Raw genomic sequence first — 25,477 nt, 5'->3', positions numbered from 1 at the left:
CAGGGGCTGATCGATCATTCCGCCCGTAGTACTCGGTCATGCTGACGTGCCGAGTCAACCCATCGGAGTTCCCATGCTGCAACTCAGACCGTTCGACACCCTTGGCGCCGCCAACCATGGATGGCTGGACGCCCACCACCACTTTTCCTTCGCCAGCTACCATGACCCGCAGCGCATGCACTGGGGCAACCTGCGGGTGTGGAACGACGATGTCATCGCCTCCGGCACCGGCTTCCCGCAGCATCCGCACCAGAACATGGAAATCATCACCTACGTGCGCGAAGGGGCGATTACCCACCAGGACAACCTCGGCAACCAGGGCCGCACCGAAGCGGGCGACGTGCAAGTCATGAGTGCCGGCACCGGCATCGCCCACAGTGAATACAACCTGGAAGACGGCGACACGCGCATCTTCCAGATCTGGATCATCCCGGACAAGACCGGCGAAGCCCCGAGCTGGGGCGCACGACCCTTTCCCAAGGGCGAGCGCGGCGAAGGCTTCGTGACCCTGGCCAGCGGCCGTGCGGACGATGACAGCAGCCTGCGCATCCGCGCCGACGCGCGCCTGGTGGCAGCCAAGCTCAAGGCTGGGGACACTGCGCAATATGCCCTGGATGCCGGGCGCAAGGCCTATCTGGTGCCGGCCACCGGGTTGATCGAGGTCAACGGGCTGCAGGCGGCCGAGCGCGATGGCGTGGCCGTGCAAGACGAGCGCCTGCTGCGCGTGACGGCGCTGCAGGACAGCGAGATTGTGCTGGTGGATGTGGCTTGAGGGTTGGCCAGCTTGGGCCGGCCTTAGACTCAATCACGGCCGCCACCGGCCGCCCGCGCGGCCTATCGCCAGCTTCGCCGGCTCCCACATTTGCTTCGAACGCGCCGTTCCAGTGGCATTACCTATGACCGCCTTGGTGCCTGGCGATAGACCGCCTGACATCGAAGGCGGTTATCGGTGCCGTTAGATGCATATGGATCGGGACGTAGGAGCCGGCGTAGCTGGCGACAGGCCGCGCAGGCGGCCGGTGGGGCCTGGCAACTCCCGGGCAGACCCATCAGGAAATGGCGGTATCCACCAGCACCTGCGCCTCAGCCACCAGGCGCTGCAGGTGCGCCTCGTCGACGAAGCTCTCGGCGTAGATCTTGTAGATATCCTCGGTGCCCGATGGCCGCGCGGCGAACCAGCCGTTGGCGGTGCTGACCTTCAGCCCGCCGATCGCCTGGTTGTTGCCCGGTGCGTGGCTGAGGATCTGTTCGATCGGCTCGCCCGCCAGCTCTTTGGACTTGACCTGCTCGGGCGACAGTTTGCCCAGCAACGCCTTCTGCTGCGGGTTGGCCTTGGCTTCGACCCGGGTCGAATACGGCGTGCCCAGCGCGGCGGTCAGGTCCAGGTACAGCTGGCTGGGGTCCTTGCCCTGGGTGGCGGTCATCTCGGCGGCCAGCAACGATGGAATCAGGCCGTCCTTGTCGGTGCTCCACACCGTGCCATCACGGCGCAGGAACGAGGCGCCCGCGCTCTCTTCACCGCCAAAGCCCAGCGATCCCTCGAACAGGCCGTCGGCGAAATACTTGAAGCCCACCGGCACCTCGTACAGGCGCCGACCCAGGCGTGCGGTGACGCGGTCGATCAGCCCGCTGCTGACCACGGTCTTGCCCACGGCGGCATCGCTGCGCCATTGCGGACGGTTGCGGTACAGGTAGTCGATGGCCACGGCCAGGTAATTGTTCGGTGCCAGCAAGCCACCGCTGGGGGTGACGATGCCGTGGCGGTCGTGGTCCGGGTCGCAGGCGAATGCCACGTCGAAGCGGTCCTTGAGGCCGATCAGGCCCTGCATGGCATAGGGCGAGGATGGGTCCATGCGGATCTGCCCGTCCCAGTCGACGCTCATGAAACGGAAGGTCGGGTCGACGTACTGGTTCACCACGGTCAGGTCGAGCTGATAGTGCTCGGCGATCGCCGACCAGTAGCGCACGCCGGCCCCGCCCAGCGGGTCGACGCCCAGGCGCAGGCCGGCGTTGCGGATGGCGGCGAAGTCGATGACGTTTTCCAGGTCGGCGACGTAAGTGTTCAGGTAGTCATGGCGGTGCGTGGTGTCGGCCTTGAGGGCACGCTCCAGGCTGATCCGCTTGACGCCCTTGAGGCCCTCGCCCAGCAGTTCGTTGGCCTTGGCCTCGATCCACTTGGTGACGTCGGTGTCAGCCGGGCCGCCGTTGGGTGGGTTGTACTTGAAACCACCACTCTGCGGCGGGTTGTGCGACGGGGTAATGACCACGCCGTCGGCCAGGCCACGCTCGCGACCGCGGTTGTAGCAGATGATGGCGTGGGACACCGCCGGGGTCGGGGTGTATTCGTCGTTTTCGGCGATCATCACCTGTACGCCGTTGGCGGCGAACACTTCCAGTGCGCTGGCCCCGGCCGGAGTCGACAGGGCGTGGGTGTCGATGCCGACGAACAGCGGGCCATCGATGCCCTTGCTCTGGCGATACAGGCAGATGGCCTGGCTGATAGCCAGCACATGGCCTTCGTTGAAGCCCAGGTCGAAAGAGCTGCCGCGGTGGCCGGAGGTGCCGAAGGCGACGCGCTGGGTAACGACGCTGGCGTCGGGCTGGCCAGTGTAATAGGCAGTGACCAGTCGCGGGATGTCGACCAGCAACTCGGCGGGAGCAGGTTTGCCCGCAAACGGACTGAGCTTCATGCAAAACCTCGGGTACAAAAAGATGACGGTGAAGGATCGTGTGACAGTTTACTGGCACTTTGACTATCCTGCCCGCGGTTCTATCCCCGGCCCCGTACAAATAACTCAGGGCGGTGGCTGCAAGGCCCACCACGCCGGAAACAGACGCTGCACCTTGGCCTCGGCGAAGCGGTCGTCGATCAGCACCACCACGCCCTGGTCCTCGACCCCACGGATCACTCGGCCGGCCGCCTGTATCACCTTCTGCAGGCCGGGGTAGAGGTAAGCGTAGTCGTAGCCGGCGGCAAACAGTGCCGCCATGCGCTGCTTGATCTGCTCATTGACCGGATTGAGCTGCGGCAGCCCCAGAGTGGCGACGAACGCGCCGATCAGGCGCCGGCCCGGCAGGTCGATGCCCTCACCGAAGGCGCCGCCCAGCACGGCGAAGCCTATCCCCTGGCTGTGTTCGGCGAACTGCTCGAGAAAGCCCCGCCGCGCCGCTTCGTCCATCTGCCGCTGCTGCTGCCACAGGGTGATCTGCGGGTGCTCGCGGGCCATCAGCGTCGCCACCTGCTGCAGGTAGTCGAAGCTGCTGAAGAACGCCAGGTAGTTGCCCGGCGCTTGCGCGTACTGCTGCGCCATCAGCTCGACGATCGGTGCCAGCGAGGCCTGGCGATGGGCGTAACGGGTGGATATGTGATCGGCGATGCGCACTTGCAGCTGCGCCGAATGGAACGGCGACTGGACGTCGAGCCACGCGCAGTCGGCAGGCATGCCCAGCAAGTCGCGGTAGTAGCGCTGCGGGTTGAGCGTGGCGGAAAACAGCACGCTGCTGCGCGGCGCCTTGAGCCTGGGCGCCAGCAGGCTGGCCGGCACCACGTTGCGCACGCACAGGCTGGCCAGCGGCTTGCGCCCGGGCGTCTCGCGCAGGCTGATGTCGAACACATAGTTCTCGTCGAACAGCTCGGCGACGCGGGTGAATTGCAGCGCCTCGAAGTAGAAGTCCAGCAAGGGTCGATCGAGGGTCAACGGCTGCTCGTTCATCTCCTCACCGATCAGCGACACGCAGCGCAGCAGCGCCAGCAGGAATTTGTCCGGCAGCCGCGGATACGCCTGGTAGGGCGCGCCCTGCTCGCGGTACAGCGCGTTCCACTCGCGGTCCAGGCGCTGCAAGGCACTCTTGAGCCGCGCCGGTGGCGCCTTGCGCAGCGCCTTCAGGCGCCATTGCTCGAGGGTGGCGCTGTACATCATGCGCGCGCGGTCGACCAGATTGTGCGCCTCGTCCACCAGCAGCGCCAGGTTCCACTGGTTGGCCAGGGCCAGGCCATGCAGCAAGGCGGTCAGGTCGAAATAGTAGTTGTAGTCGCCGACCACCACATCGACCCAGCGCGCCAGCTCCTGGCTCAGGTAGTACGGGCAGACCTGATGGGCCAGGGCCACCTCGCGCAGGCTCTGGCGGTCGAGCATGGGCCGCGCCAGGGCCGCCGTGCGAGCGGCGGGCAGGCGGTCGTAGAACCCCTTGGCCAGCGGGCAGGCGTCACCGTGGCAGGCTCTGTCCGGGTATTCGCAGGCCTTGTCGCGGGCCACCAGCTCCAGGCTGCGCAGGGCCAGCCCGGGCTGGCTGCGTTGCAGCTGCTGCAAGGCGTCCAGGGCCAGCTGACGGCCCGGGGTCTTGGCGGTGAGGAAGAGGATTTTGTCCAGCTGCTGGGGCACCACCGCCTTGAGCAGCGGGAACAGTGTGGCCAGGGTCTTGCCGATGCCAGTGGTGGCCTGGGCCAGCAGGCAGCGGCCGGTGCTGACGGCCTTGTACACGGTCTCGGCGAGGTCACGCTGGCCGGCGCGAAAATCGGCATAGGGAAAGCGCAGCTCGCGCAGCCCCTGGTCGCGCTCGGCCAGGCGCTCGAGCTCATGGCGGGCGAAGGCTAGGAAGATCTCGCACTGCTGCTCGAACCAGGTGCGCAGGTCGGCGGCGCTCCAGGTCTCCTCGAAGAGGGTCTGGCGGTCGCTGTCGACATCCAGGTAGACCAGCGCCACGCGCATTTCGCTGCGTTGCAGCTGGTCGCATAGCAGCCAGGCGTACACCCGGGCCTGCGCCCAGTGCAGCTGGCGGTGGTTGGCCGGCTGCCGGGCCAGGTCACCACGATGGGTCTTGATCTCCTCCACCCGGTTGAGCCGCGGATCATAGCCGTCGGCGCGGCCGCGCACCTGCAACGGCCCGTAGCCGCCGCTGAGCGATACTTCGCTTTGATAGTCGCCGCCGCGCCCGGCCGCGACCCGACGGTGCCCGGCCATGCCCTCCTGGGCCGTGGGCGACGGGGTGAAACGCAGGTCGAGGTCGCCGACCTTGGCGGTGAACTCGCACAGCGCGCGCACGGCGATCTGGTAGATCAGGCGCATTCGGCCGCGCCGGCGCCGCCGGTGTACTGCACGGTGTACTGGACATAGCAGACTTCCACTGGCATCTGGTGCAGCGCGCAGAACTCCAGCCAGCGCAGCTGGTTGTCCTGCAACCGATCGCCGGGCCCCTTGACCTCGATCATGCGGTAGCGCCCTTCCTCGGGCCAGAACTGGATCAGGTCGGGCATCCCCGCTCGGTTGTGGCGGATGTCCTCCAGCAGGCGCACGAAACAGTGGCGCAGGTGCTGCGCCGGCAGGCAGGCCAGGGCCTGCTCCAGCAGCGTGGGGGTCAGCGCACCCCAGTACACGAAGGGCGACTGCAACCCCCACTTCTGCGCATAGCAAGTGCGGATGCTGGCTTTCCAGCGCTCATCGTCCAGTTGCCCCAGGCAGGCGTCGAACAGCGCCGCGCGGCGGCTGTGGAAGTCGGGCTGATGCAGGTCGGCCGGGCCGCTCTGGAACGGATGGAAGAAGGCCCCCGGCACGGCGGCGAAGATCGCCGGCCAGCACAACAGGCCGAACAGCGAGTTGATCAGGGTGTTTTCCACGTAATGCACCGGCGCCTGGTCCTGATGCAGATGATCGCGCACGCGTACTTCGACGCTGGCGGGAGTGGCGTCCAACAGCAGGGTCAGGTCCAGCCGGGCGACGCTGGCGGCGCGGGCCCGCGCGGGCACCGGCAACTGCAGGCGTCGCCGCAGCCGTGGCACGATGCGCTGCAAGGCCTGGGCTTCGGCGGCGTTCTCGATGGCGGCGCTGGCGCTGTCGGCCAGGGCCAGGGCCAAGGCATCGGCGCCGCTGCGTTCGAGCACGCGGATGCGGCGCAGGCGGGCCCCCGGCCAGGTGCACTGTTCATAGACCTGCAGCGCAGCCGGCCAATCCTGCTGTTTTTCGTGCAACTGGCCGATCTGGAACAGGGCCTTGTCGCGCCGCGCCAGCAGCCAGGGGTTGTCACTGTCCAGGGCGGCGATGGCGCGACCGCTGTGGTGCAGGTCGGCGCCCTGCTCCAGGGCTTGGCGACAGGCATGCAGGGCCAGGTACTGCTGCAGGTCATGGCGGTGGCGCAAGGCCCGGGACGCGCTGTCCAGGCTGACGCTTTCGTAGCGGAACACACCCAGGTCGGCGAGCACGAACTCGCTCCAGCCCTGGCGCAGGTTGCCGAAGAACATCAGCCGCAGTCGATCGCACAGCGCTCGCACCTGCAGGCTGTAGACCTGTTCAGGATGCTGCGGACACCACTGGGCGAACGGCTGCTGCTGTTCATGCCACTCGCTGAGTGCGTCATACAGCTGGGCCTTGCGCAGCGCCGCGCGGGCGCCCAGGCGAGCGAACTGCTCGGTGAAGCAGCTGAGCAGCTCGGCCTTGCGCAGCACATCGAACAGTTCGGCCAGGCTCATCGGCGCCTGGCCCTGCAGCCAGCCGGCAGCCAGCAAGGCCTGGGCAGCCTGTCGTGGGCAGCCGATTTCGGCGTAGGCCAGCGCGCTCTCGCGAAAATGCTCGCCCTTGCGCATGACCATGCGCACCAGCAGGGCCTGGGAGGCCTGCGGCGCCTGCTCGAAACCGGCGATGAAGGCCTGCTCCTCGGCATCCAGCAAGTCGGCATAGCGCTGCGCCAGCCAGGCCAGCACACGGCGGAAGTTGGCCAGGTAATAGAAAGGGTCGTCGAAGGCGTCGATGTTCACGGCACGGCGGTATCAGCGGGTTATCAAGAACGGCAGGACACTGGTTATACATACAGACCACCCTCATGGCAAATCCGCTGGACCAGCGGCCTGTCCGGCCAGCACTTCGGCCAGCGCCGGCCACGGCGCGGCGTGCACGTCGGCTGCGGGCTGAGCCAGCAGCAGGTGCTGGCGACAGTGGCCTTGCAGGCTGAACAGCTCGCCCGGCGCGATGACGATGCCGCGCTCGAGCAGTTGCTCGAACACCTGCGGCATCTCCACCGGGCGCCGGCTGCGCACCCACAGTGCGCTGCCGGCCAGCGGCAGGCGGTAGTCCAGGTGGTCGCGCAGGTGCAGCGCCAGGGCGCGGTGCATGGCGGCCATCCGCCCCGGCTGGCTGGCGCGCAGCTGCTCCAGATGGCGGTCGGCCTGGCCGCTGTCCAGCAGTTGGCCGATCGCCTGCTGCCGCAGCGGCGCCAGGCTGCCCGCCCGGGCCATGAATACACTGCGCAGCTCGCGGCCCAGATGCCGTGCAAGCAGATAGCCGTAGGCGCCTTCGGGGCCCAGAGTGGGCTGCAGCGAGGCGAACACCAGCAGCCGGTCGGGGTCCATCAGCTCGCGCAGGCAGGGGCTGGGCCGCACGCAGAGGTCGCCCATGCTGTCGTTTTCCAGCAGCCAGGTGCCGTGCAGGGCCAACAGCCGTACCAGCGCCTGGCGCTGACTCAAGGGCATCAGCGTGCCCTGGGGCCAGCTGACCCGCGAGTCGAGCAGTATCAGCTTGACCGCATGGGTCTTGAGCAGGTGCGCCAGCTGCTCCAGGTCCAGCCGCCCGCGCGGGCACAGGGCGACCTCCAGCACCCGCACACCGCAGCTGCGCAAGCTGTGCAGCAAGGGCCAGGCACAGGGCACGCTGACCAGCACCGTGGCGCCCTTGAGCGCCAGGGCCAGCACCAGCGCCTGCAACACCGCGCAGGCGTCGGCGGCGACGTACACCTGGTCGGCATGCCAGCAGTCGCCCGGCGAGCGGCTGTAGCGCGCCGCCAATGCCCGGCGCAAGACGGCGTCGCCGCAGGGATGTGCCGGCCGGCTGCTGGCATTGCGGCGCCACAGCTCGCGCTCGCGCTGCTGCAAGGCGCCGGTGAGCCCCGGGTCGTGGCTGTGGCTGAGCACGCACATGCGCGCCTGTTGGGCGCAGGCGTTCATGCGCTGCAACAGCGGATCGTCACCGTCACCGTCACCGGCGCTGTCAACGGCAGGATGCCTCAGGTAATAACCGGACTTGACCACCGAATAGACTCGGCCCTGGGCCTCCAGCAGCGAGTAGGCGGCCTGTACCGTGGCGATCGACACCTGCAGCTGTCGGGCCAGTGCGCGCAGGGCCGGCAGGCGTTGCCCAGGCTGGCTGTCGCCGGCGTCGATCAGGCCGCACAGGTAGCGATACACCGCCTGGTAGGCGAACTGCGAGCGTGCGCCGTTCATGAGCGCCCCGCGATCAGGTCGCGTACCGCCGGCCCGGTCAAGGGCGCCGGCGGGCGCAGGTAACGTTGCGGGTCGCTGGCCAGCAGCCCCGCCAGCAGGCTGGGCCGGCCATCGCGCTGGGCCAGCGCCGGCAAGTGGTACAGCCGGCGCAAGGTCGCGGCCGACAGGCCACTGACCGCCGTCAGCCAGGCGCGGCTGCGCGCCGTGGCCGGCTGGCCTTGCAGAGCGCCATGCAGCTCGGCCAGTGCCGGCAGACGCTGCGGGTGGCAGACCTGCAGATAATGCTTGAGGCCCGCGCCATGCCCCACGAAGGGCGCAAACAGCATGCACACCCACTGCCCCTCGTCGATGCCGTAACCGGCCAGGGCGTCCTGGTTGGCAAGCGCGCGCTGCTCGGCAGTGCCACTGTCGCCGTGCCACTCGGCCAGGCTGCGGCGGATCCACGCCTCCGGCATGCCGCGCGAGCGCAACAGCGGCACCGCCGCACGCAGGTAGTCGTGCACACCGCGCGGGTAGCCCTTGCCACGCAGGTATTCGCAGCGCAACCCGTGCAGGTGCGCCAGCAACGATGGCCGCGCGCTGTCGAGCTCATGACAGGCGCTGTCCAGGCCCAGGTAGCGGTAACCGAGAAAATCCGTCAGCAGACGCCAGTGTTCGGGGCTGTGCCCTTCCAGGACATCGTGCAGGCCAATCAGCTCCACCGCCGCGCGTGCGCCTGCCGCCAGGCCGCTGGGCGGCGGTATTGGCCGGCCGTGCAGCTCACGATAATAAGCGTCGGCGAGCCCCTCAAGCGCTGCCATCAGGTTGCCCGCATGGGCCGGCAAACCGGCCTGGCGCGCCGCACGCAGGCCCCAGGCCAGGTAGTGACGCAGCCGGCGCGGCGGTTCGGCCACTACCATGGCGCCGACCTGGCCGCCCCAGGCCAGCGCCCGCTGGCAGGTCGCGGCCATCGCCAAATAATGACCGTTGCCGAACATCACCCGCTCGTTGCCGCCACTCAGGTGGCCGCTGACCAGCAGATTCAGGCGCTCGTCAAGCGGCTCGCCCTTGACCTGGACTTCAGCGGCCTCGTTCGGCGCCGGCGGCGCATCGGCGGCACCGAGCAGCGTGAGCTCCTGCCCCTCGTGCAGCAACAGCTCGACGCGGTGATCTTCCTGCAGGAACAACGCGTCGCAGGCGCGCATCAGGTTGTCGAACGCCTGCGGATGGGCCCCGGCGGGCCGGCACAGGGCCACGCGCAGGATAAAGGTGCGCGGGTGGCTGCGGGCAATGTTCAACTGCGCCGCGCGCAGGAATGCCAGGGCCTGCAGGCTGTCCTTGCCACCGGTACAGCCGACCAGGACCCGGAAGCGGCCCAGGTTGCCACCACCCCCGGCGGCGATCCGTACCCGCTGGGCCAGCAACTGCACCGCCGCCCGCTGGCTGGGCGCCAGTGCGGCGCACAGGCGGGTGAGCAGTTGTTCATGGATGCGGCACATGGCCTGGCTATGAATTGCACTACGACTGGAAGTTGCACTCATGGAGATACCCGACGGCTGGAGTGTCAGCGACCGACACTGAAAATTCGCCAGGTGATGACAACCCATGGGACGGGTGCGGAACAACGCCCGTTTTCCGAAAATGAATAGGGAAATTTCTGACAAATGTTGCGAGGGCTGTGGAATCGGTCAGATTCCACAGGGTTTCAGGCAGGCGGCGTGAGCCGTTTTACAGGTTCGATCGGCAGTGGTCAGCCGATCTGCAGGGCCACACGGCCTCCGCACGGGCATTGGTCCATGTAACGGTGGGCCGCGACGAATTCCTCGAAAGGAAACACCTTGGTCACCTGGGGCACCAGCACGCGATCGGCCGTGAGCTGGTTGATGTCGCGCAGGGCTCGTTGCACCGCTTCGCTGTCCTGGGCAATGCCCAGCTCAGGCTTGCCGATGAAGTTGCCCAGGCAGTGCACGAAGAACTGGATATTCTTCTGGAACGCCGCGCAGGCCGGGAACGGCGTCTGGTTGCCGCCCTGCAGGCCATACAGCACCAGGCTGCCGCGCGGCGCCAGGACATCGCCCAACAGGGCCATCTGCGGCCCGCCCAGGCCATCGAGGACCATGTCCACGCCACGATCCTGGGTGTACTTGCGGATCTGCAACAGCAGATCCTGTTCTTCGGTGACGATGACCTTCTCGGCGCCCAGGGCCAGCAGGTATTCGCGCTGTTCAGGCTGCTTGGTCGCGGCGATCACCTTGATGCCCAAGGCCTTGCCCAGCTGGACAAAGGCCGGCCCTGCGCAGTGGCTGGCGTCCGTCACCAGAGCGTATTGCCCGGGCTTGGTGCGGGCCAGTTCGACGTAGGCAAACCAGGCCAGCAGCATCGGCGTGTAGTGCACGGCGGCTTCGACCGGGGTGAGGATCTCCGGATAACGGGTCAGCGAGTGGGTCGGCATCAGGATCAGCTCGCCACTGACCGGGTAGTCGTTGGGGCTCTGACCGGGGAAGCTGGCCACCTTGTCGCCCACGGCGAACTCGCTGACACCCTCGCCGACGGCGGTGATCACCCCGGCCATTTCCTGACCGATACCAGCCGGCAGACGTGCCTGGGAGGGCGCCAGGTTCTGCCGCCAGAGAATGTCGTACCAGCTGATGCCGATCGCTTCGACCCGCACCTGCACTTCCCCGGCTGCCGGAGACGGCGCCGCATGCTCTTCGCATTTGAGCACATCGGCCGGACCAAACTTGTGGAAACGAATCGTGCGGGACATCGCAAACCTCGCCTTATTGAACCTCTAATGCCCTGAACTCTATACGGGCTTAGGCCGCCAGACCATCAGTGGCGATTGATAGTCACCATGCCTGCCATTGATTAATGGACCTGCAGGCTGCAGGAAAACTCATTTTTCCGGTGCAGATTAACAGCCTTTACCCGTAAGATTCACGCCGCGTCCCATCTTCTTCATTTTCAGCGAAGCGAACCCGGATGAATCGAAACGACTTGCGCCGCGTCGACCTGAACCTCTTGATCGTCTTCGAAACCCTGATGCACGAACGCAGCGTGACCCGCGCCGCGGAAAAACTCTTCCTCGGCCAGCCGGCCATCAGCGCCGCGCTGTCGCGTCTGCGCGGGTTGTTCGACGACCCGCTGTTCGTGCGCACCGGGCGCAGCATGGAGCCGTCGGCGCGCGCGGTGGAGATCTTCGCCCTGCTGTCGCCAGCGCTGGACTCTATCTCCACCGCCGTCAGCCGCGCCGCCGACTTCGACCCGGCCACCAGCACCGCGGTGTTTCGCATCGGCCTGTCCGACGACGCCGAGTTCGCCCTGCTGCCGCTGCTGCTCAAGCGCCTGCGCGCCGAAGCGCCCGGCATCGTGCTGGTGGTGCGCCGCGCCAACTACATCCTAATGCCAGCGCTGCTCGCCTCCGGGGAGATCTCCATCGGCGTCAGCTACACCAACGAACTTCCAGCCAACGCCAAGCGCAAGGTGCTGCGCCGCAGCACCCCCAAGCTGCTGCGCGCCGACAGCGTGCCCGGCCCACTCAGCCTCGACGACTTCTGCGCCCGCCCGCACGCGCTGGTGTCCTACGCCGGGGACCTGAGCGGCTTCATCGACACCGCCCTGGAAAAACTCGACCGCAAGCGCCACGTGGTCCTCGCCGTGCCGCAGTTCAACGGCCTGAGCACGCTGATCAGCGGTACCGACATCATCGCCATGGTCCCCGACTACACCGCCGAGGCCCTGACCGCCGCTGGCGGCGTTCGCGCCGAGGATCCGCCGCTGGAGATGCAGACCTACGAGCTGCACATGGCCTGGCGCGGGTCGCAGGATAATGATCCGGGTGAGCGTTGGTTGCGGTCGCGGATTCAGATGTTTTTTGGGGATCCGGATAGCCTCTGACAACCGGAATGGCAGGCCCAGCGATCCAGACAGGCTCGCTGACACCACCGATGTTCATACGCAGACTTATAAGCGCATTGAAGACCAAGCGATCGAAATCGAAGCATGTCGCGGCGAGGCAGGTGTACTAGGGCATCCTCGGTGCTCCTGGCTCTGGACTGGTTTCCTGGTACGCCATCGCGTTTCTCGATCATCGCTCACCGTTAGCCGATCAAGGATGCTGCGTCGGGTACCATTGCCAAGGAAGGCAAATTGACCCATCTACACGCTTCGGCTCTACGTGACCCATTTGACTAAGTAAGGATATTTCCTTACTTTATGACCATTCGGACCCGGAGCACCGCCATGCCAGCCATCCATGAAACCGCCACGCTGACCTCCAAGGGGCAGATCACCTTGCCCAAGGCCGTTCGACAACTGTTAGGGCTTGATACGGGCGGCAAGATCGCTTTCGACCTTCGCGATGGCGAGATCATCGTCACGCGAGCCGCTACACCGCATGAAGACCCGGCCATTGGCGCGTTTCTCGACCTGCTGGAGGCGGACATTCGCGCGGGGCGCCACCTGACGGCGTTGCCAGCCGATTTGACCCATACCTTGCAGGGCTATACAGGCCATGATTTGAACCTGGATGAAGATATCGAGGGCGAGGTTGCGCTTTGACGCAGCGCCATGGCTGGACACTGCTGTTTCACGAAGGCGTGGTCGCACAATTACGCCGGCTGCAAGAGGCCGCCCGGCGAGCCGAGCAGCATGATCCTGAGGGATGCGCAAACAACGCCAACGTCAAACTGCTGCGCGCGCTGAGTCAGTTGATGCTCGACACGGTTCCCGGCGATCCGGCGCGAGACGAGTTCCGCCAGGGCAATACGCTGGGTACCGCTTACCGCCACTGGCGAAGAGCGAAGGTCGGCCGGCGATTTCGACTGTTCTTCCGCTATGACTCCAAGTCCAGGGTCATCGTCTACGCTTGGGTCAACGATGAGCAGACCCTGCGCTCGGCAGGCAGCCGGTCAGATCCTTACGCCGTGTTCGAGAGGATGCTGGGCCGGGGCAACCCACCCGATGACTGGGATGCCTTGATCGCATCAGCGCAGCGCGACAACAATCTGAGCTGAGCTCGAACCGCCCTCACCCCACCCCCACCACCCCACGCCGCCTCAGCACATACACCGCCAGTGCCGGCAGCAGCCACAGCGCCCCGAGCATGTTCCACAGCAACATGAAGGTCAGCATCAGGCCCATGTCGGCCTGGAACTTGATCGCCGAGAAGATCCAGGTGCACACGCCGATGGCCAGGCACAGGCCGGTGAACAGCACGGCGCGGCCGGTGGACTTCAAAGTCTGGTAATAGGCTTCCTGCAACGGCAGGCCGGCCTGCAGGAAGCTGGCCAGGCGGCTGTAGATATAGATGCCGTAATCCACGCCGATGCCCACGCCCAATGCCACCACCGGCAAGGTGGCGACCTTGACGCCGATGCCCATGAACGCCATAAGCGCGTTGCCCAGCACCGAGGTCAGCACCAGCGGCAGGACGATGCACAGGGTCGCGGCCCAGGAGCGGAAGATGACCAGGCACATCAGCGCGACACAGGCATAGACCAGCAGGAGGATGCGCAGGTCGGCCTGGCGGACCACCTCGTTGGTGGCCGCCTCGATGCCGGCATTGCCCGCCGCCAGCTGAAATTCCAGGCCGTCGCGGTCATGGCTGGCGGCGAACTGGCGCACCACGGCCACGGCGCGGTCGAGGGTCTCGGCCTTGTGGTCGTTGAGGTAGACCAGCAGCGGCGTCAGCGAACAGTCCCCGTTGTACAGGCCGTCGGCGTGCACGGTGGCGCTGTTGAGGACCTCGCGGTTGCGCGACAGGGTCTGCCATTTCAGGCTGCCCTCGTTCATGCCCTTGATCACTTGTTTGGCCACGCTGACCAGCGACAGTGTCGACTGCACCCCGGCGGTGTTGTCCAGCTGCCACATGAGCTCGTCCATGGCGCTCAGGGTGTCGTAGCGCGAGCAGCCCTCGGGCGCTGTCTTGACCATCACCACCAGTACGTCGGCGCTGCTGCTGTAGTGCTCGACGAGAAACTGGTTGTCGCGGTTGTAGCGCGAGTCGGCGCGCAGCTCTGGCGCGCCCTGATCGAGATCGCCGACTTTCAGGTTGTGGCCGTACCACAGGCCGGCGCCGAGAGCGAGCAGCGCCAGGCCCAGCGACAGGCGCGCCACCCGTGGCTTGGCGAAGTTGGCCAGCAGGCGCCAGAACGGATGCTCGCGCACCGCGTCCTGGCGGCTGCGGCGCACCGCCGCCGGGCTGATGCCGACGTAGGAAATCGCCACCGGCAGCAGGACCAGGTTGGTCAGCACGATGACCGCCACGCCGATCGAGGCGCCGATGGCCAGTTCGCGGATCACGCCGATGTCGATGATCAGCAGGGTGATGAAGCCCACGGCGTCGGCCAGGATGGCGATCATCCCGGGTAGAAACAGCTGGCGGAAGGTACGCCGCGCGGCGGTGAGGGCGCTGTCGGCGTCGCCGGACTGCAAGGCGATGCCGTTGATCTTCTGCACGCCGTGGGAGATGCCGATGGCGAAGATCAGGAACGGCACCAGCATCGAATAGGGGTCAAGGCCAAAGCCCAGTGCGTGCATCAGGCCCAGCTGCCAGACGATGGCCACCAGGGTAGTGCTCAACACCGCCAGGGTGCTGCGCACGCAGCGGGTAAAGGCGTACAGCAGCACCAGGGTGATGACGAAGGCCACGGCAAAGAACACCACGACCATGGCCAGGCCGTCGATCAGGTCGCCGACCTTCTTGGCGAAGCCGACGATGTGCACCTGCACGTTGGGGTTCTGCGCCTGGAACGGCTCGCGGATGTGCGCTTCGAGCAGGTGCGAGAATTGCTGGTAGTCCAGCGCGATCAGCTTGCCGGGGGTGGCCGGGTCCGGGTAGGCCTCCAGCAACGGGATCTCGACGATGCTCGACTTGAAATCATTGGCCACCAGGCGCCCGACCTGGCCGGAGCGCAGCACGTTGCTGCGCAGCTGCTCCAGGCTTGGCGCCGAGCCGTCGTAGCTCTGCGGGATGACTTCGCCGCCGGCGAACCCCTCCTCGGTGACCTCGGTCCAGCGCACGCTGGGGCTCCACAGTGACTTGAGGCCCGCGCGGTCGACGCCCGGCAGGTAGAAGGCTTCGTCATTGATCCGGTGCAGGGTGTCCATGTAGGCCGGGTCGAAGATATCGCCGTGCAGCGCCTGCACCGAGATGCGCACGGTGTTGCCCAGGTTGGCCAGGTCCTGGCGATGCTCGAGCATGCGCTGGATGAACGGATGCTGCAGCGGGATCATCTTCTCGAAGCTGGTGGCCGGGCGAATCAGGCTGGCCTGCCAGCCCAGCACCAGGCTGAGCAGCAGGCACAGCGCGATGACCAGGGGGCGATGGTTGAAGATGAGTTGTTCAAGGCGCGTGGGTTTCGCGGCAATGGGTTGCTGGCTGATCATGGCTGTGGCTCCTCAAGGCCGCTGTTGGCGGCGCGGTGCGCGCCGCCTTGGCCCACCAGCAGCAGGCCCTCGGGCAACGCCACGACGGCGGCGAGATCGCGCCGGTCGGGCCGCTGCACCCGGCTGAAACTGCGCCCGTCGTCGAGGCTGCGCAGCACCGCCCCGCCGCTGCCGACCAGCACCAACGAGCCGTCGGGCAGGCGCGTGGCGCCGGCCAGGCCGGCGTCCAGCGGCGCGGTGTCGCCGGGCAAGGCGCAGGCCTGCCAGCTCGCGCCAAAGTCGCTGGAGCGGTACAGGTGCCCGCGCAGCCCATACACCAGCAGGGTCGACGCCTGCCCCGTGGCGATGGCGCCGAACCACGAGCCACTGTAGGGGCCCTGCAGGCGCTGCCAGGTCTGGCCGGCGTCGGCGGAGCGGAACATCACCCCTTGTTCGCCGACGATCATCAGCCCGGCGCCGCGCACCGCGGTAATCGCGTTGAGGTGCAGTTGCTCGGGGTTGTCCAGCCGCGCGCTGACGTCCTGCCAGTGCGCACCGCCATCGTCGGTGGCCAGCAGCAGGCCATAGGCACCCACCGCCAGGCCGTGATCCGGGTCGGCGAACCACAGGCCGAGCAAGGGCGCCTGACGGCCCGGGTCCTGGAACTGCAGGGTCCAGCTGGCGCCGCCGTCGGCGCTGGCGAGAATCCGGGCGTCGTGGCCCACGGCCCAGCCGTGCCGGTCGTCGACGAAATACACCGCCGTCAACAACGGCCCGCCGGGCGTTCGCGCGGCCTGCCAGTGCCGACCCTGATCATCGGAGAGCAGTATCTGCCCGCGATCGCCGACCGCCACCTGCCGCGCCCCGGCACTGCCTACATCCGTCAGCAGCAGGGCCGCCGGCCTCGCCTCGGCTGCCTGCGTGCCCGCCCCTGCCGCCAGCAACAGCCCGCAGGCCACCGCCCTTACCGCCCCCATCGCCTGCCTTGCCACCACATCCACTCCCACTGCCGTTGACTATGCGCCCCTTGGCAAAGCGGGCCTGGGGGCATTCTAGGGAGCGTTCGATTTCGCGCATCACGTTAGTTTTCATGGCTATACCCGGGGGGAATAGCCAGCCAGTCGCGCGCACCGGGAAGAGGCAAGGCGCCCCCGGATGGCGCCTGCCCCACGGCCAGTTCACCTTTGGCTATAGGCATAAGAATTTGCTGGAAGGCAGAACGCCCCTGGCTCCCTACCATGCGCCAGACCTGATCTCGGCTACCGACATCAGCAGCCAGCGGGGCCAAGGCCCCGGGTCTTTGACATAGCGGGTATGGGCGCAGAGCAGCATGAACAATACGAAAGGTACGAGGACTATGTATCCCCACGCCCTGGCGATGGCCGTAGCGGCTGCCAGCGCAATGCCGGCCCACGCCGCAGACTTCGACATTGGGGAAATCACCGGCCGTTTCGATTCGACCCTGTCGATCGGCACGAGCATCGGCACCAGCAACGCCGACAAGAAGTTCATCGGTGTGGCCAACGGCGGCACCGCATCCTCGCGCACCAGCGACGATGGGCGCCTGAACTTTCACAAGGGCCAGGCGTTCTCCGAGATCTTCAAGGGCGTGCACGACCTTGAGCTCAAATACCAGGACACCGGCGTGTTCGTGCGCGCCAAGTACTGGTATGACTTCGCCCTGGAGAACGGCCACCAGCACCTGTACGACGTGGACGACAGCGGCCGCGACACCGCCGCCCGCTCCTCGGGCGCGGAGATCCTCGACGCCTTCATCTACCACAACTACACCATCGCCGATTTGCCGGGCAGCGTGCGCGCCGGCAAGCAGGTGGTCAGCTGGGGCGAGAGCACCTTCATCGGCAACTCGATCAACAGCATCAACCCGCTCGACGTCTCGGCGCTGCGCCGTCCCGGTTCGGAGGTCAAGGAAGGCCTGATCCCGGTCAACATGCTGTATTTCAACCAGGGGGTCAGCAGCAATCTGTCGCTCGAAGGCTTCTATCAGCTGAGCTGGGAGAAGACCGAGCTGGACAACTGCGGCACCTATTTCGGCAGCGACGTGGCGGCCAAGGGCTGCACCGAAGGCATGACCATCAACGGCAGCGACTTCGACCGCAGCGCCAGCAGCTACGGCTACGTGCCGCGCCTGAGCGACAACGACGCGCGCAACAGCGGGCAGTTCGGCGTGGCCCTGCGCTGGACCGTACCTCAGCTCAACGACACCGAGTTCGGCCTCTACGCGCTCAACTATCACGCGCGCAACCCGGAGTTCAACTGGGTGGTCGGCAAGGGCGCGCTGGCCGATCCGGTCGGCGGCCTGCGCGGTGCCGGCGGCGTCAGCAGCGCGCGCTATTATCTGACCTACCCCGAGGACATCCGCCTCTATGGCCTGAGCTTCGCCACCAATGTCGGCGCCACCGCGCTGTCCGGCGAGCTGAGCTACCGGCCCAACATGCCGATGTCGCTCAACGCCAGCGACGTCTCCAACGCCGCCGTGCTCGGTTCGGCGGCCACCAGCCCGCTGGTCAATGCCGGGCTGCCGGTGTTCAGCACCGGCTGGGCCAGCTCCAGCTATGGCTCGACCATCCAGGGCTACAAGCGCATGCCCTACACCCAGGCGCAGACCACCGCCGTGCGCACCTTCGACCACGTACTGGGCGGCGATCGCCTGAACCTGGTGGCCGAGGCGGGCGTGGGCTACATCAGCGGGCTGGGCGCCACCGACGGTTCGGACCTGCGGTTTGGCCGCAGCAGTGTCTACGGCAACGGCTCGCTGGCCGACGCCGGCACCGCCCTGCTGCTGGGCGGGCTGTCCGGCAACGCCATCTGCAAGGCGCTGAACTCAGCCAACCCGGGCGAATGCAACAGCAAGGGCTACTACACACCGATCTCGTGGGGTTACCGCCTGCGGGCGGTGGAGGAATACAGCGACGTATTCGCCGGGGTCAACCTCAAGCCCAACCTGACTTTCTCCCACGACGTGCGCGGCAACGGCCCCAGCTTCACCGAGGGCAGCAAGGCGGTCAGCCTGGGGGTGGATGCCGACTACCTGAGCAAATACACCGCGAGCCTGAGTTACACCAACTTCTTCGGCGGTGACTACAACACCACCACCGACCGCGATTTCGTTGCCTTGAGCGTCGGCATGAGCTTCTAGGCCGCCTGCCCATCTTTGGTCAAGACGCCGGCGATCCACAAGAACCCGCTCGAGCACAACCCGCTCGACCCTGACAGAGGTCCACCATGAAACATCCACACACCCTGACACTGGCCAGCCTCACCCTGTGCCTGCTGGCCAGCCAGGCCCAGGCGGCGGTGCCCGCCGACCAGGCCGCGCGCCTGGGCGCCGACCTGACCCCGGTCGGCGCGCAGAAGGCCGGCAACGCCGACGGCAGCATCCCGGCCTGGACCGGCGGCCTGCCGACCAACGCCGGCAAGGCCGATGAAAACGGCTTTCTGGCCGACCCCTTCGCCAGCGAAAAGCCGCTGTTCGTCATCACCGCCAGCACCGCCGCGCAGTACAAGGACAAGCTGACCGCCGGCCAGCTGGCGCTGTTCGCCCGCTACCCCGACAGCTACCGCATCCCGGTCTATCCCAGCCACCGCACCGTCGGCCTGCCGGACAAGAGCCTGGCGGCCACGCGCCTGAACGCCACCGACACCCAGCTGATCGCCGGCGGCAACGGCCTGGCCCAGTACCACCCCGGCGCCGTGCCTTTCCCGATCCCCAAGGATGGCCTGGAAGTCATCTGGAACCTGATCGGCCGCTACCGCGGCGACACCCTCAAGCGCATCGTGATGCAGGCTTCGCCCCAGGCCAACGGCGACTTCACGCCCAACGTGCTCAAACAGGAACTGGCCTACCCGACCGGCCTCAGCGACTACGACCCCAAGGCCATGAGCAACATCCTCAGCCTGTACCGCGAGGAGTTCCTCTCGCCGGCGCGCATGGCCGGCGGCGTGCTGCTGGTGCATGAAACCGTCGACCAGATCAAGGAGCCCCGCGAGGCCTGGCTCTACAACGCCGGCCAGCGCCGCGTGCGTCGCGCGCCCCAGATCGCCTACGACAGCCCGGCGGCCGAAGGCCTGCGCACCTACGACGACTTCGATCTGTTCAACGGCGCGCCCGACCGCTTCGACTGGAAACTGGTGGGCAAGCAGGAGCTGTACATCCCCTACAACAGCTACCGCCTGGAGTCGCCCGCCTACAAGTACAGCGACATCGTCAAGCCCGGCCATATCAACCAGGACCTGACCCGCTACGAGCTGCACCGCGTCTGGCACCTGACCGCCACCCTCAAGCCCGGCGAGCGGCACATCTACTCGCGGCGCGACATCTACATCGACGAAGACAGCTGGCAAGGCGCCGAGACCGAGGCCTATGACGGACGCGGCACCCTGTGGCGAGTCGCCGAAGGCCACGCCAATTTCTTCTACGACGTTAAGGTGCCCTCCTTTGCCGCCGAGGTGCACTACGACCTGCTGTCCGGGCGCTACGCGGTCAACTCGCTGCACAACGAAGAAAAGAACGCCTACCACTTCAACCTGCCCATGAGCGGCAACGACTTCACCCCGTCGGCGTTGCGGGTCACCGGGATTCGCTGACGGCCGCGCCCGCCCTGCGTCAAGAAAGGCCCGCTTTTTGCTTTGAATTCAAGAACATCCCTGAAGTCCAGTGAGTTCTCATGAAGCTGCATCAACTGCGGGCCTTGCTCTCCATCTGCGAGAGCGGCAGCATCCAGGAGGCGTCGCGGCTGCTGCACATCTCCCAGCCGGCCCTGTCCAAGGGCATCAAGGAACTGGAGGCCGAGCTTGGCGTGCCGCTGCTGCTGCGCTCCAACCGCGGCATCACCGCCACCGAATACGGCGAACGCCTGGTTCGCCGGGCCCGGCTGATTCTCGAGGAAGTGCGCCGCGCCCGTGAAGAAATCGAAACCCTCAAAGGCGTCATGGACGGCAAGTTGTCCATCGGCGTGTCCCCGGTGACCCCAGGCCCGCAGTTCGTCACCAGCCTGAACCGTTACCGCAAGCGTTACCCAAAGGTGCACATCCAGATCCACGAGCTGCGCCCCTCCAAACTCATGGAGGGCTTGCGCGAGGGGCTGCTGGACATGGCCCTCACCTCGTTGCCCGCCACCCGCAGCACCGACGGCTTTCACTGGGTCGAACTGTTCGAGCAGCCCGGCGTGCTGGCGGTGCGCAAGGGCCACCCCATGGCCGGCGCCACCTCGCTGGCGCAGCTGGGCCAGCTCGACTGGCTGCTGCAGGATTCGCTGGAGCAGTCCAAGGTCGGCATCATGTTCGAAGAGCATGGCATCGCCCCGCCGGACAACGTCATCGAGTGCGCCTCGGTGGTGCTGTTCTCGGAGCTGGCGACCACCAGCGACGCCGTCAGCTACTGGTCGCAGCGCATTCTCGAGCGCACGCAGAACTTCATGGATGGCCTGCACGTGCTCGACATCGGCGAGCGCGTGCCGCCGATGAACATCTCCCTGGTGTGCCGCGACCAGGAGCTGATGACCCGCGAGGCCAAGGCCCTGGCCGACGAACTGGTGTACATCTACAAGAGCCCCCACGCGGTCACCGCCTGACCGGGCCGCCTTGATAACCAGCCCTGATAAGCATGTGCAGAGGTGATTATCCAGGCGCCCGGGGGTGCGGCATGCTGGCTCCACTTCAGCCAGACGCACAAGGACACCCCATGAGTCATCCCGCTCCACCGCCGGCCGCCGCGCCCGCCGGGCGCCGCCGCCTGGTGATCGCCCTGCTGATGGCCGTGATGGTCATCAGTGTGCTGGACAAGACCATCTTCGCCTTCGCCGGCACGCAGATCATCGACGAGCTGCACCTGAGCGCCGAGCAGTTCGGCTTTGTCGGCAGCGCGTTCTTCTTTCTCTATTCGCTGTCCGGCACACTGGTCGGTTTTCTCGCCAACCGCCTTGCCACGCGCAGGATCCTCGGCCTGATGGCGCTGCTGTGGACCAGCGCGCAATTGCTGGTGGTCTGCGCCAGCGGCCTGGGCGCGCTGACTGCCAGCCGCCTGCTGCTGGGCGCCGCCTGCGGCCCGGGCACCGCCGTCACCCAGCACGCCAGCTTCAAATGGTACGGTGCCGACCGCCAGGTGCTGCCGGCCTCGCTGATCCAGGTGTCGATCATGCTCGGCGGATTGCTCGGCGCCATCGCCCTGCCCTTGAGCATCAGCCATTTCGGCTGGCGCACCGCCTACCTGCTGCTGGCGGCCCTGAGCCTGGTGTGGATGCTCGCCTGGTGGCGCTGGGGCGCCGAAGGCCGCGAGGGCGCAAGCCTCGCCGACAGCGGCGGCGTCGGCCATGTGCCGTACCGCCACCTGCTGCTCAACCGCACCTTTGTCTGGATCTCGCTGATGTGCTTCGTCGCCTACCTGCCCAACGCGCTGTCGTTCAGCTGGTCGGCGGTGTACCTGCAAAAAGGCCTGGGGCTGAGCGCGATGCAGGCCGGCTACGTGCTGCTGGGCGCTACCTCCTGCATCATCCTGGTCAACCTGCTGCTGTCGGCCCTGTCCCAGCGCCTGCTCAAGCGTGGCCACAACCTGCAGCGCAGCCTGGTGCTGCCGCCGATGGCCTGCTGCATGCTCGGTGGCCTGGCCCTGTGCGGGCTGGCGGTGGCCGGCGCTGCGGGCCTGCTGCCGAAACTGACCTGCTACGTGCTGGGCAGCGTCCTGCTCAACGGCGTGTTCGCCTTTGGCATGACCATCACCTCGCACATCGCCCCGTTGCGCCAGCGCGGCGCGATGCTGGCCATCCATGTCGGCTGCATGACCCTGGCCGGCGTGCTCGCACCCTGGGCCGTCGGGCGCCTGATCACCTTCTGGCACGACGACATTGCCCGAGGCTTTGAAGTGGCGCTGCAGGGCATCGGCCTGACGGCGCTGATCGGCGCCGTCCTCGGGCTGTACCTGATCACCCCGGGCAGCACCCGGCAACAGCTGCAGGCCCGCTGGAGCCGCTGACCTTCGCCCTGGCGCTCCACTCCTTTTCCTTTATTCATGGCGCGCGGCCCTGCGGGGCGGCTGTGCGCGCGCCTGCCGCCCACGACCTTCAGGACAGCTATGAACCTTTCCGTTTTCAGCGACAGCTACGCCCAGGCGCGACAGCAGTTTCTCGACGCCTGCGGGCAACGCGGCTACCCCGTGCAATCGCACCTGCATCCCCTGCCCGGCCGTGACGGCGAAGCCCTGGCGCTGGACGTGTGCCGAGTCGGCCCGGCGACGGCGCGCAACCTGCTGGTGGTCAGCAGCGGCTGCCACGGCATCGAGGGTTTCTGCGGCTCGGCGGTGCAGCTGGACCTGCTCGCCAGCGACGACTGGGCCGCCAGCAGTGCCCGGCCAGACCTGGCCGTGCTCTACCTGCACGCACTCAACCCCTATGGCTTTTCCTGGCTGCGCCGGGTCACCCACGAAAACGTCGACCTGAACCGCAACTTTCTCGACTTCAGCCAGCCCCCCATCGCCAACCCCGGCTACGCCGCGATCGCCGACCTGCTGCTGCCGGAGCAGTGGCCACCGTCGCGCTGGAACCTGCTGCAGCTGCTCTGGTTCGCCGCGCGCAAGGGCCGCAAAACCCTGCAATCGGCCATTTCCAGCGGCCAGCAGAGCCACCCGGACGGCCTGTTCTTCAGCGGCACTGAGCCCACCTGGAGCAACCGGCAGCTGCGCCAGGTGCTGCGCGAGCATGCCCGGCAGTGCCAGCGCATCGGCTGGATCGATGTGCACACGGGCCTCGGCTCCCAGGGCGTCGGCGAGCGCATCTACAAGGGCGCCGGCAGCGCCGAGGACCTGGCCCGGGCCAAGGCCTGGTGGGGCCCGCAGGTGACCAACAGCTTCGACGGCAGCTCCACTTCGGCGCACCTGCGCGGCACCCTGGACCTGGCGGTGATGGAGGAATGCCCCCAGGCGCAATACAACGGCCTGACCCTGGAATATGGCACCCTGCCCGGCCCCGAAGTGCTCCAGGCCCTGCGCGCCGAGCAATGGCTGCAGCGCCATCCACGCACCGGCGCGCAACAGCACGCGCAGATCAAGCAGCAGATCCGCCGGGCGTTCTATGTGCAAACCGAGCCGTGGCAGCGCCAGGTGCTGCAACAGTCGCGCGAGGTTTGCTGGCAGACCCTGAAGGGGCTGAGCCACGCGGACCTCACTCCATGAAAATCGCCACCGCGCGCACGAACCCCGCCGAGGCGCGCTTGATCTTGTACGGGAAGCACGACACCTGAAAACCGTGGGCGGGCAGTTGCTCCAGGTTGGCGAGCTTTTCCATCTGCCCGTAACCGATGTCGCGGCCAGCCTTGTGCCCTTCCCAGATGAGCGAGGCATCGCCGCTTTGCGCGAAGCGCTCGCGGGTGTACTTGAAGGGTGCGTCCCAGCTCCAGGCATCGGTGCCGACCACCCGCACCCCGCGCTCGAGCAGGTACAGGGTGGCCTCGCGGCCCATGCCGACCCCCGCCTCCAGATAGCCGGGCTGGCCGAACAAGGCGCCGGCGCGGGTGTTGACCAGCACGATGTCCAGCGGCTGCAACGCGTGGCCGATGCGCTGCAACTCGGCCTCGACCTCTTGCGCGCTGACCACGTGACCGTCAGGCAACTGGCGGAAGTCGAGTTTGACCCCGGCCTGCAGGCACCACTCCAGCGGCATCTCGTCGATGCCCCAGGCCGGCTGGCCGCCGTCGGTGGTGGATGCGTAATGCCAGGGTGCGTCCATGTGGGTGCCGCTGTGGGTGGTGATCTGCAGGCGCTCGGCTGCCCAGGCCTCCTGCCCCGGCATCTGCGCCAGCGCCAGGCCGGGGAACATGGCGGCCATTTCCGGCCAGCCCTGTTGGTGGTCCATGTAGTCGATGCGCGGCAGCAGCGGCGGCGGATCGGTGTAGGGGTTATTGTCGAGGGTCACCGAGAGGTCGACCAGGCGACGTTGGCTTGAAGTCACAGGCATCTCCTTACAGGTTCGAGGGCATTGCGCACCAGGTTCGCGGCGCTGCCGTCATGGCAGAAACCTTGGGCGCGGGCGCGCGGGGTGCGCAGGGGCGGCAGGCTGGCGAACAGGGTTTGCAGCTGCGCGTCGGGGGCAAATCCGATCGCCGCCCGCGCCGCGTCACCGAAGCGGTTGGCCAGCGCGTCGAGGACCTGCGCCATGGACAGCTGCAGCACCGGCAGCTGCCAGACCCGCTCGGTGTCGGCCGCCAGCCCGCGCAACTCGGCGGCATGGATCAGGTTATTGACGCAGCAGCGCGCCGACATCCACCAGGCGGTGGCCTGCTCATCCACCGGGCAGGTGTAGGACTGGCCAGCGGCATAGGCATGCAGCAGGTCGCTCATGAACGCCGAGCGCAGGCCATTGGCCTGGCGCGGTCGGGCGACGATGCCGGGCAGGCGCAGGGCGCGGCCGTCGACGTCCGCGCGCCGGGCCAGGTCGCAGAGCAGCGTCTCGACCATCAGCTTGTGCGCGCCGTAGGACAGTTGGGGTCGGGGCGGCGCGGCCTCGTTCATGCGCAGCGGCAGGTCGGCGCCGTACACCGCCACGCTGCTGGCATAGACGAGCACCGGCGGGCGCGCCTGCTGGCGCAGTTGGTCGAGCAGCTCCAGGCTGGCGATCAGGTTGACCTGGTAGCCCAGCGGGTAATCCTGCTCCGCCTGGCCACCCGGCACGCTGACCAGATGAAACACCACGTCGATGCCGTCGGCCAGCACCCGGCGCAGCAGTGCAGGCTCGCCGAGACTGCCGACATGCAGGCGCAGGCGCGGGTCTGCGGGCAGCTCGTCGAAGCGGGTGTCCAGCAACAGCAGCGCCGTGATCGGGCGGTCGCGCAACTGCCCCTGCTCCAGCAGCTGCTGGACCAGCTGGCGGCCGACGAAGCCGTTGGCGCCGGTGATCAATACTCGCATGGGCGCCC

The 25,477-nt window shown here is 67.1% G+C and carries 19 protein-coding genes; 9 read left to right on the top strand and 10 right to left on the bottom strand.

The features are described 5' to 3' along the window. Positions 1-73: 73 nt before the first annotated feature. On the top strand, positions 74-772 hold the full coding sequence (locus tag SFA35_RS12285; RefSeq protein ID WP_320578709.1) for a pirin family protein: 699 nt from the start codon (positions 74-76) through the stop codon (positions 770-772). Between the two features lie 277 nt (positions 773-1,049). On the opposite strand, the gene pgm is transcribed toward SFA35_RS12285, so the two are convergent. The 6 genes from pgm to SFA35_RS12255 all read right to left on the bottom strand — a co-directional run bounded on the left by pgm (position 1,050) and on the right by SFA35_RS12255 (position 10,952). Continuing rightward, complete coding sequence (gene pgm / locus SFA35_RS12280; RefSeq protein ID WP_320578707.1) at positions 1,050-2,690, bottom strand: phosphoglucomutase (alpha-D-glucose-1,6-bisphosphate-dependent); 1,641 nt, start codon at positions 2,688-2,690, stop codon at positions 1,050-1,052. A gap of 105 nt (positions 2,691-2,795) precedes the next feature. Continuing rightward, a complete protein-coding gene (locus SFA35_RS12275) occupies positions 2,796-5,060 on the bottom strand; it encodes an ATP-dependent DNA helicase (protein ID WP_320578986.1) in 2,265 nt (754 codons plus the stop codon). After that, complete coding sequence (locus tag SFA35_RS12270; protein ID WP_320578705.1) at positions 5,057-6,748, bottom strand: VRR-NUC domain-containing protein; 1,692 nt, start codon at positions 6,746-6,748, stop codon at positions 5,057-5,059. Before SFA35_RS12270 ends, SFA35_RS12275 begins: the two co-directional genes overlap by 4 nt. A 63-nt stretch (positions 6,749-6,811) precedes the next feature. Next, positions 6,812-8,206, bottom strand: coding sequence for a PLP-dependent aminotransferase family protein (locus SFA35_RS12265; RefSeq protein ID WP_320578703.1), 1,395 nt, complete (start codon positions 8,204-8,206; stop codon positions 6,812-6,814). Further along, positions 8,203-9,726 carry a hypothetical protein gene (locus SFA35_RS12260; RefSeq protein WP_320578701.1) on the bottom strand — a complete coding sequence of 508 codons (1,524 nt, stop codon included), beginning with the start codon at positions 9,724-9,726 and terminating at the stop codon, positions 8,203-8,205. The genes SFA35_RS12265 and SFA35_RS12260 overlap by 4 nt, the downstream gene beginning before the upstream one ends. A gap of 209 nt (positions 9,727-9,935) precedes the next feature. Further along, positions 9,936-10,952: a zinc-dependent alcohol dehydrogenase family protein gene (locus tag SFA35_RS12255; RefSeq protein ID WP_320578699.1), complete on the bottom strand. Its 1,017-nt coding sequence runs from the start codon at positions 10,950-10,952 to the stop codon at positions 9,936-9,938. 215 nt (positions 10,953-11,167) lie between these two features. Here SFA35_RS12255 and SFA35_RS12250 point away from each other — a divergent pair, with 215 nt between their 5' ends. From SFA35_RS12250 to SFA35_RS12240, 3 genes are all read left to right on the top strand, one after another. After that, positions 11,168-12,082 carry a LysR family transcriptional regulator gene (locus SFA35_RS12250; RefSeq protein WP_320578697.1) on the top strand — a complete coding sequence of 305 codons (915 nt, stop codon included), beginning with the start codon at positions 11,168-11,170 and terminating at the stop codon, positions 12,080-12,082. Between the two features lie 345 nt (positions 12,083-12,427). After that, on the top strand, positions 12,428-12,745 hold the full coding sequence (locus SFA35_RS12245) for a type II toxin-antitoxin system PrlF family antitoxin (protein WP_320578695.1): 318 nt from the start codon (positions 12,428-12,430) through the stop codon (positions 12,743-12,745). After that, positions 12,742-13,200 carry a type II toxin-antitoxin system YhaV family toxin gene (locus SFA35_RS12240; RefSeq protein WP_320578693.1) on the top strand — a complete coding sequence of 153 codons (459 nt, stop codon included), beginning with the start codon at positions 12,742-12,744 and terminating at the stop codon, positions 13,198-13,200. The genes SFA35_RS12245 and SFA35_RS12240 overlap by 4 nt, the downstream gene beginning before the upstream one ends. A gap of 13 nt (positions 13,201-13,213) precedes the next feature. Here SFA35_RS12240 and SFA35_RS12235 read toward each other — a convergent pair whose 3' ends face one another. Next, positions 13,214-15,574 (bottom strand): efflux RND transporter permease subunit, encoded by a 2,361-nt coding sequence (locus tag SFA35_RS12235; protein WP_320578691.1) that lies wholly within the window; start codon positions 15,572-15,574, stop codon positions 13,214-13,216. Continuing rightward, positions 15,571-16,530 carry a WD40/YVTN/BNR-like repeat-containing protein gene (locus tag SFA35_RS12230; protein ID WP_320578690.1) on the bottom strand — a complete coding sequence of 320 codons (960 nt, stop codon included), beginning with the start codon at positions 16,528-16,530 and terminating at the stop codon, positions 15,571-15,573. The genes SFA35_RS12235 and SFA35_RS12230 overlap by 4 nt, the downstream gene beginning before the upstream one ends. Positions 16,531-16,883: 353 nt before the next feature. Here SFA35_RS12230 and SFA35_RS12225 point away from each other — a divergent pair, with 353 nt between their 5' ends. From SFA35_RS12225 to SFA35_RS12205, 5 genes are all read left to right on the top strand, one after another. Further along, positions 16,884-18,713 carry a DUF1302 domain-containing protein gene (locus tag SFA35_RS12225; RefSeq protein WP_320578688.1) on the top strand — a complete coding sequence of 610 codons (1,830 nt, stop codon included), beginning with the start codon at positions 16,884-16,886 and terminating at the stop codon, positions 18,711-18,713. Positions 18,714-18,799: 86 nt separating this feature from the next. After that, positions 18,800-20,161, top strand: coding sequence for a DUF1329 domain-containing protein (locus SFA35_RS12220; RefSeq protein WP_320578686.1), 1,362 nt, complete (start codon positions 18,800-18,802; stop codon positions 20,159-20,161). 80 nt (positions 20,162-20,241) lie between these two features. Further along, positions 20,242-21,147, top strand: a complete 906-nt coding sequence (locus SFA35_RS12215) for a LysR family transcriptional regulator (protein WP_320578684.1) — start codon at positions 20,242-20,244, stop codon at positions 21,145-21,147. A 110-nt stretch (positions 21,148-21,257) separates the two neighbouring features. Further along, positions 21,258-22,544: an MFS transporter gene (locus tag SFA35_RS12210; protein ID WP_320578682.1), complete on the top strand. Its 1,287-nt coding sequence runs from the start codon at positions 21,258-21,260 to the stop codon at positions 22,542-22,544. 99 nt (positions 22,545-22,643) lie between these two features. After that, positions 22,644-23,738 (top strand): M14 family metallopeptidase, encoded by a 1,095-nt coding sequence (locus SFA35_RS12205; RefSeq protein WP_320578680.1) that lies wholly within the window; start codon positions 22,644-22,646, stop codon positions 23,736-23,738. Here SFA35_RS12205 and SFA35_RS12200 read toward each other — a convergent pair. Beyond that, a complete protein-coding gene (locus SFA35_RS12200) occupies positions 23,728-24,519 on the bottom strand; it encodes a cyclase family protein (protein WP_414058517.1) in 792 nt (263 codons plus the stop codon). The two genes, SFA35_RS12205 and SFA35_RS12200, sit on opposite strands and share 11 nt — an antisense overlap. Then, positions 24,510-25,469 carry an NAD-dependent epimerase/dehydratase family protein gene (locus SFA35_RS12195; protein WP_320578676.1) on the bottom strand — a complete coding sequence of 320 codons (960 nt, stop codon included), beginning with the start codon at positions 25,467-25,469 and terminating at the stop codon, positions 24,510-24,512. Before SFA35_RS12195 ends, SFA35_RS12200 begins: the two co-directional genes overlap by 10 nt. Between the last annotated feature and the right edge of the window lie 8 nt (positions 25,470-25,477).

This window comes from Pseudomonas sp. HR96 (assembly GCF_034059295.1).
Lineage (GTDB): Bacteria > Pseudomonadota > Gammaproteobacteria > Pseudomonadales > Pseudomonadaceae > Aquipseudomonas.
Note: the sequence above shows the minus strand (reverse complement) of the source record. Positions and strands in the feature narration are given on the sequence as shown.

Bases quoted from the DNA above. Each gene is read 5' to 3' on its own strand.
- SFA35_RS12230 (WP_320578690.1), bottom strand. From the start codon at position 16,530: ATGGGGGCGGTAAGGGCGGTGGCCTGCGGGCTGTTGCTGGCGGCAGGG.
- SFA35_RS12210 (WP_320578682.1), top strand. From the start codon at position 21,258: ATGAGTCATCCCGCTCCACCGCCGGCCGCCGCGCCCGCCGGGCGCCGC.
- SFA35_RS12225 (WP_320578688.1), top strand. From the start codon at position 16,884: ATGAACAATACGAAAGGTACGAGGACTATGTATCCCCACGCCCTGGCG.
- SFA35_RS12285 (WP_320578709.1), top strand. From the start codon at position 74: ATGCTGCAACTCAGACCGTTCGACACCCTTGGCGCCGCCAACCATGGA.
- SFA35_RS12205 (WP_320578680.1), top strand. From the start codon at position 22,644: ATGAACCTTTCCGTTTTCAGCGACAGCTACGCCCAGGCGCGACAGCAG.
- SFA35_RS12215 (WP_320578684.1), top strand. From the start codon at position 20,242: ATGAAGCTGCATCAACTGCGGGCCTTGCTCTCCATCTGCGAGAGCGGC.
- SFA35_RS12200 (WP_414058517.1), bottom strand. From the start codon at position 24,519: ATGCCTGTGACTTCAAGCCAACGTCGCCTGGTCGACCTCTCGGTGACC.
- SFA35_RS12220 (WP_320578686.1), top strand. From the start codon at position 18,800: ATGAAACATCCACACACCCTGACACTGGCCAGCCTCACCCTGTGCCTG.
- SFA35_RS12245 (WP_320578695.1), top strand. From the start codon at position 12,428: ATGCCAGCCATCCATGAAACCGCCACGCTGACCTCCAAGGGGCAGATC.
- SFA35_RS12260 (WP_320578701.1), bottom strand. From the start codon at position 9,726: ATGAGTGCAACTTCCAGTCGTAGTGCAATTCATAGCCAGGCCATGTGC.
- SFA35_RS12235 (WP_320578691.1), bottom strand. From the start codon at position 15,574: ATGATCAGCCAGCAACCCATTGCCGCGAAACCCACGCGCCTTGAACAA.
- SFA35_RS12265 (WP_320578703.1), bottom strand. From the start codon at position 8,206: ATGAACGGCGCACGCTCGCAGTTCGCCTACCAGGCGGTGTATCGCTAC.
- SFA35_RS12250 (WP_320578697.1), top strand. From the start codon at position 11,168: ATGAATCGAAACGACTTGCGCCGCGTCGACCTGAACCTCTTGATCGTC.
- SFA35_RS12195 (WP_320578676.1), bottom strand. From the start codon at position 25,469: ATGCGAGTATTGATCACCGGCGCCAACGGCTTCGTCGGCCGCCAGCTG.
- pgm (WP_320578707.1), bottom strand. From the start codon at position 2,690: ATGAAGCTCAGTCCGTTTGCGGGCAAACCTGCTCCCGCCGAGTTGCTG.
- SFA35_RS12255 (WP_320578699.1), bottom strand. From the start codon at position 10,952: ATGTCCCGCACGATTCGTTTCCACAAGTTTGGTCCGGCCGATGTGCTC.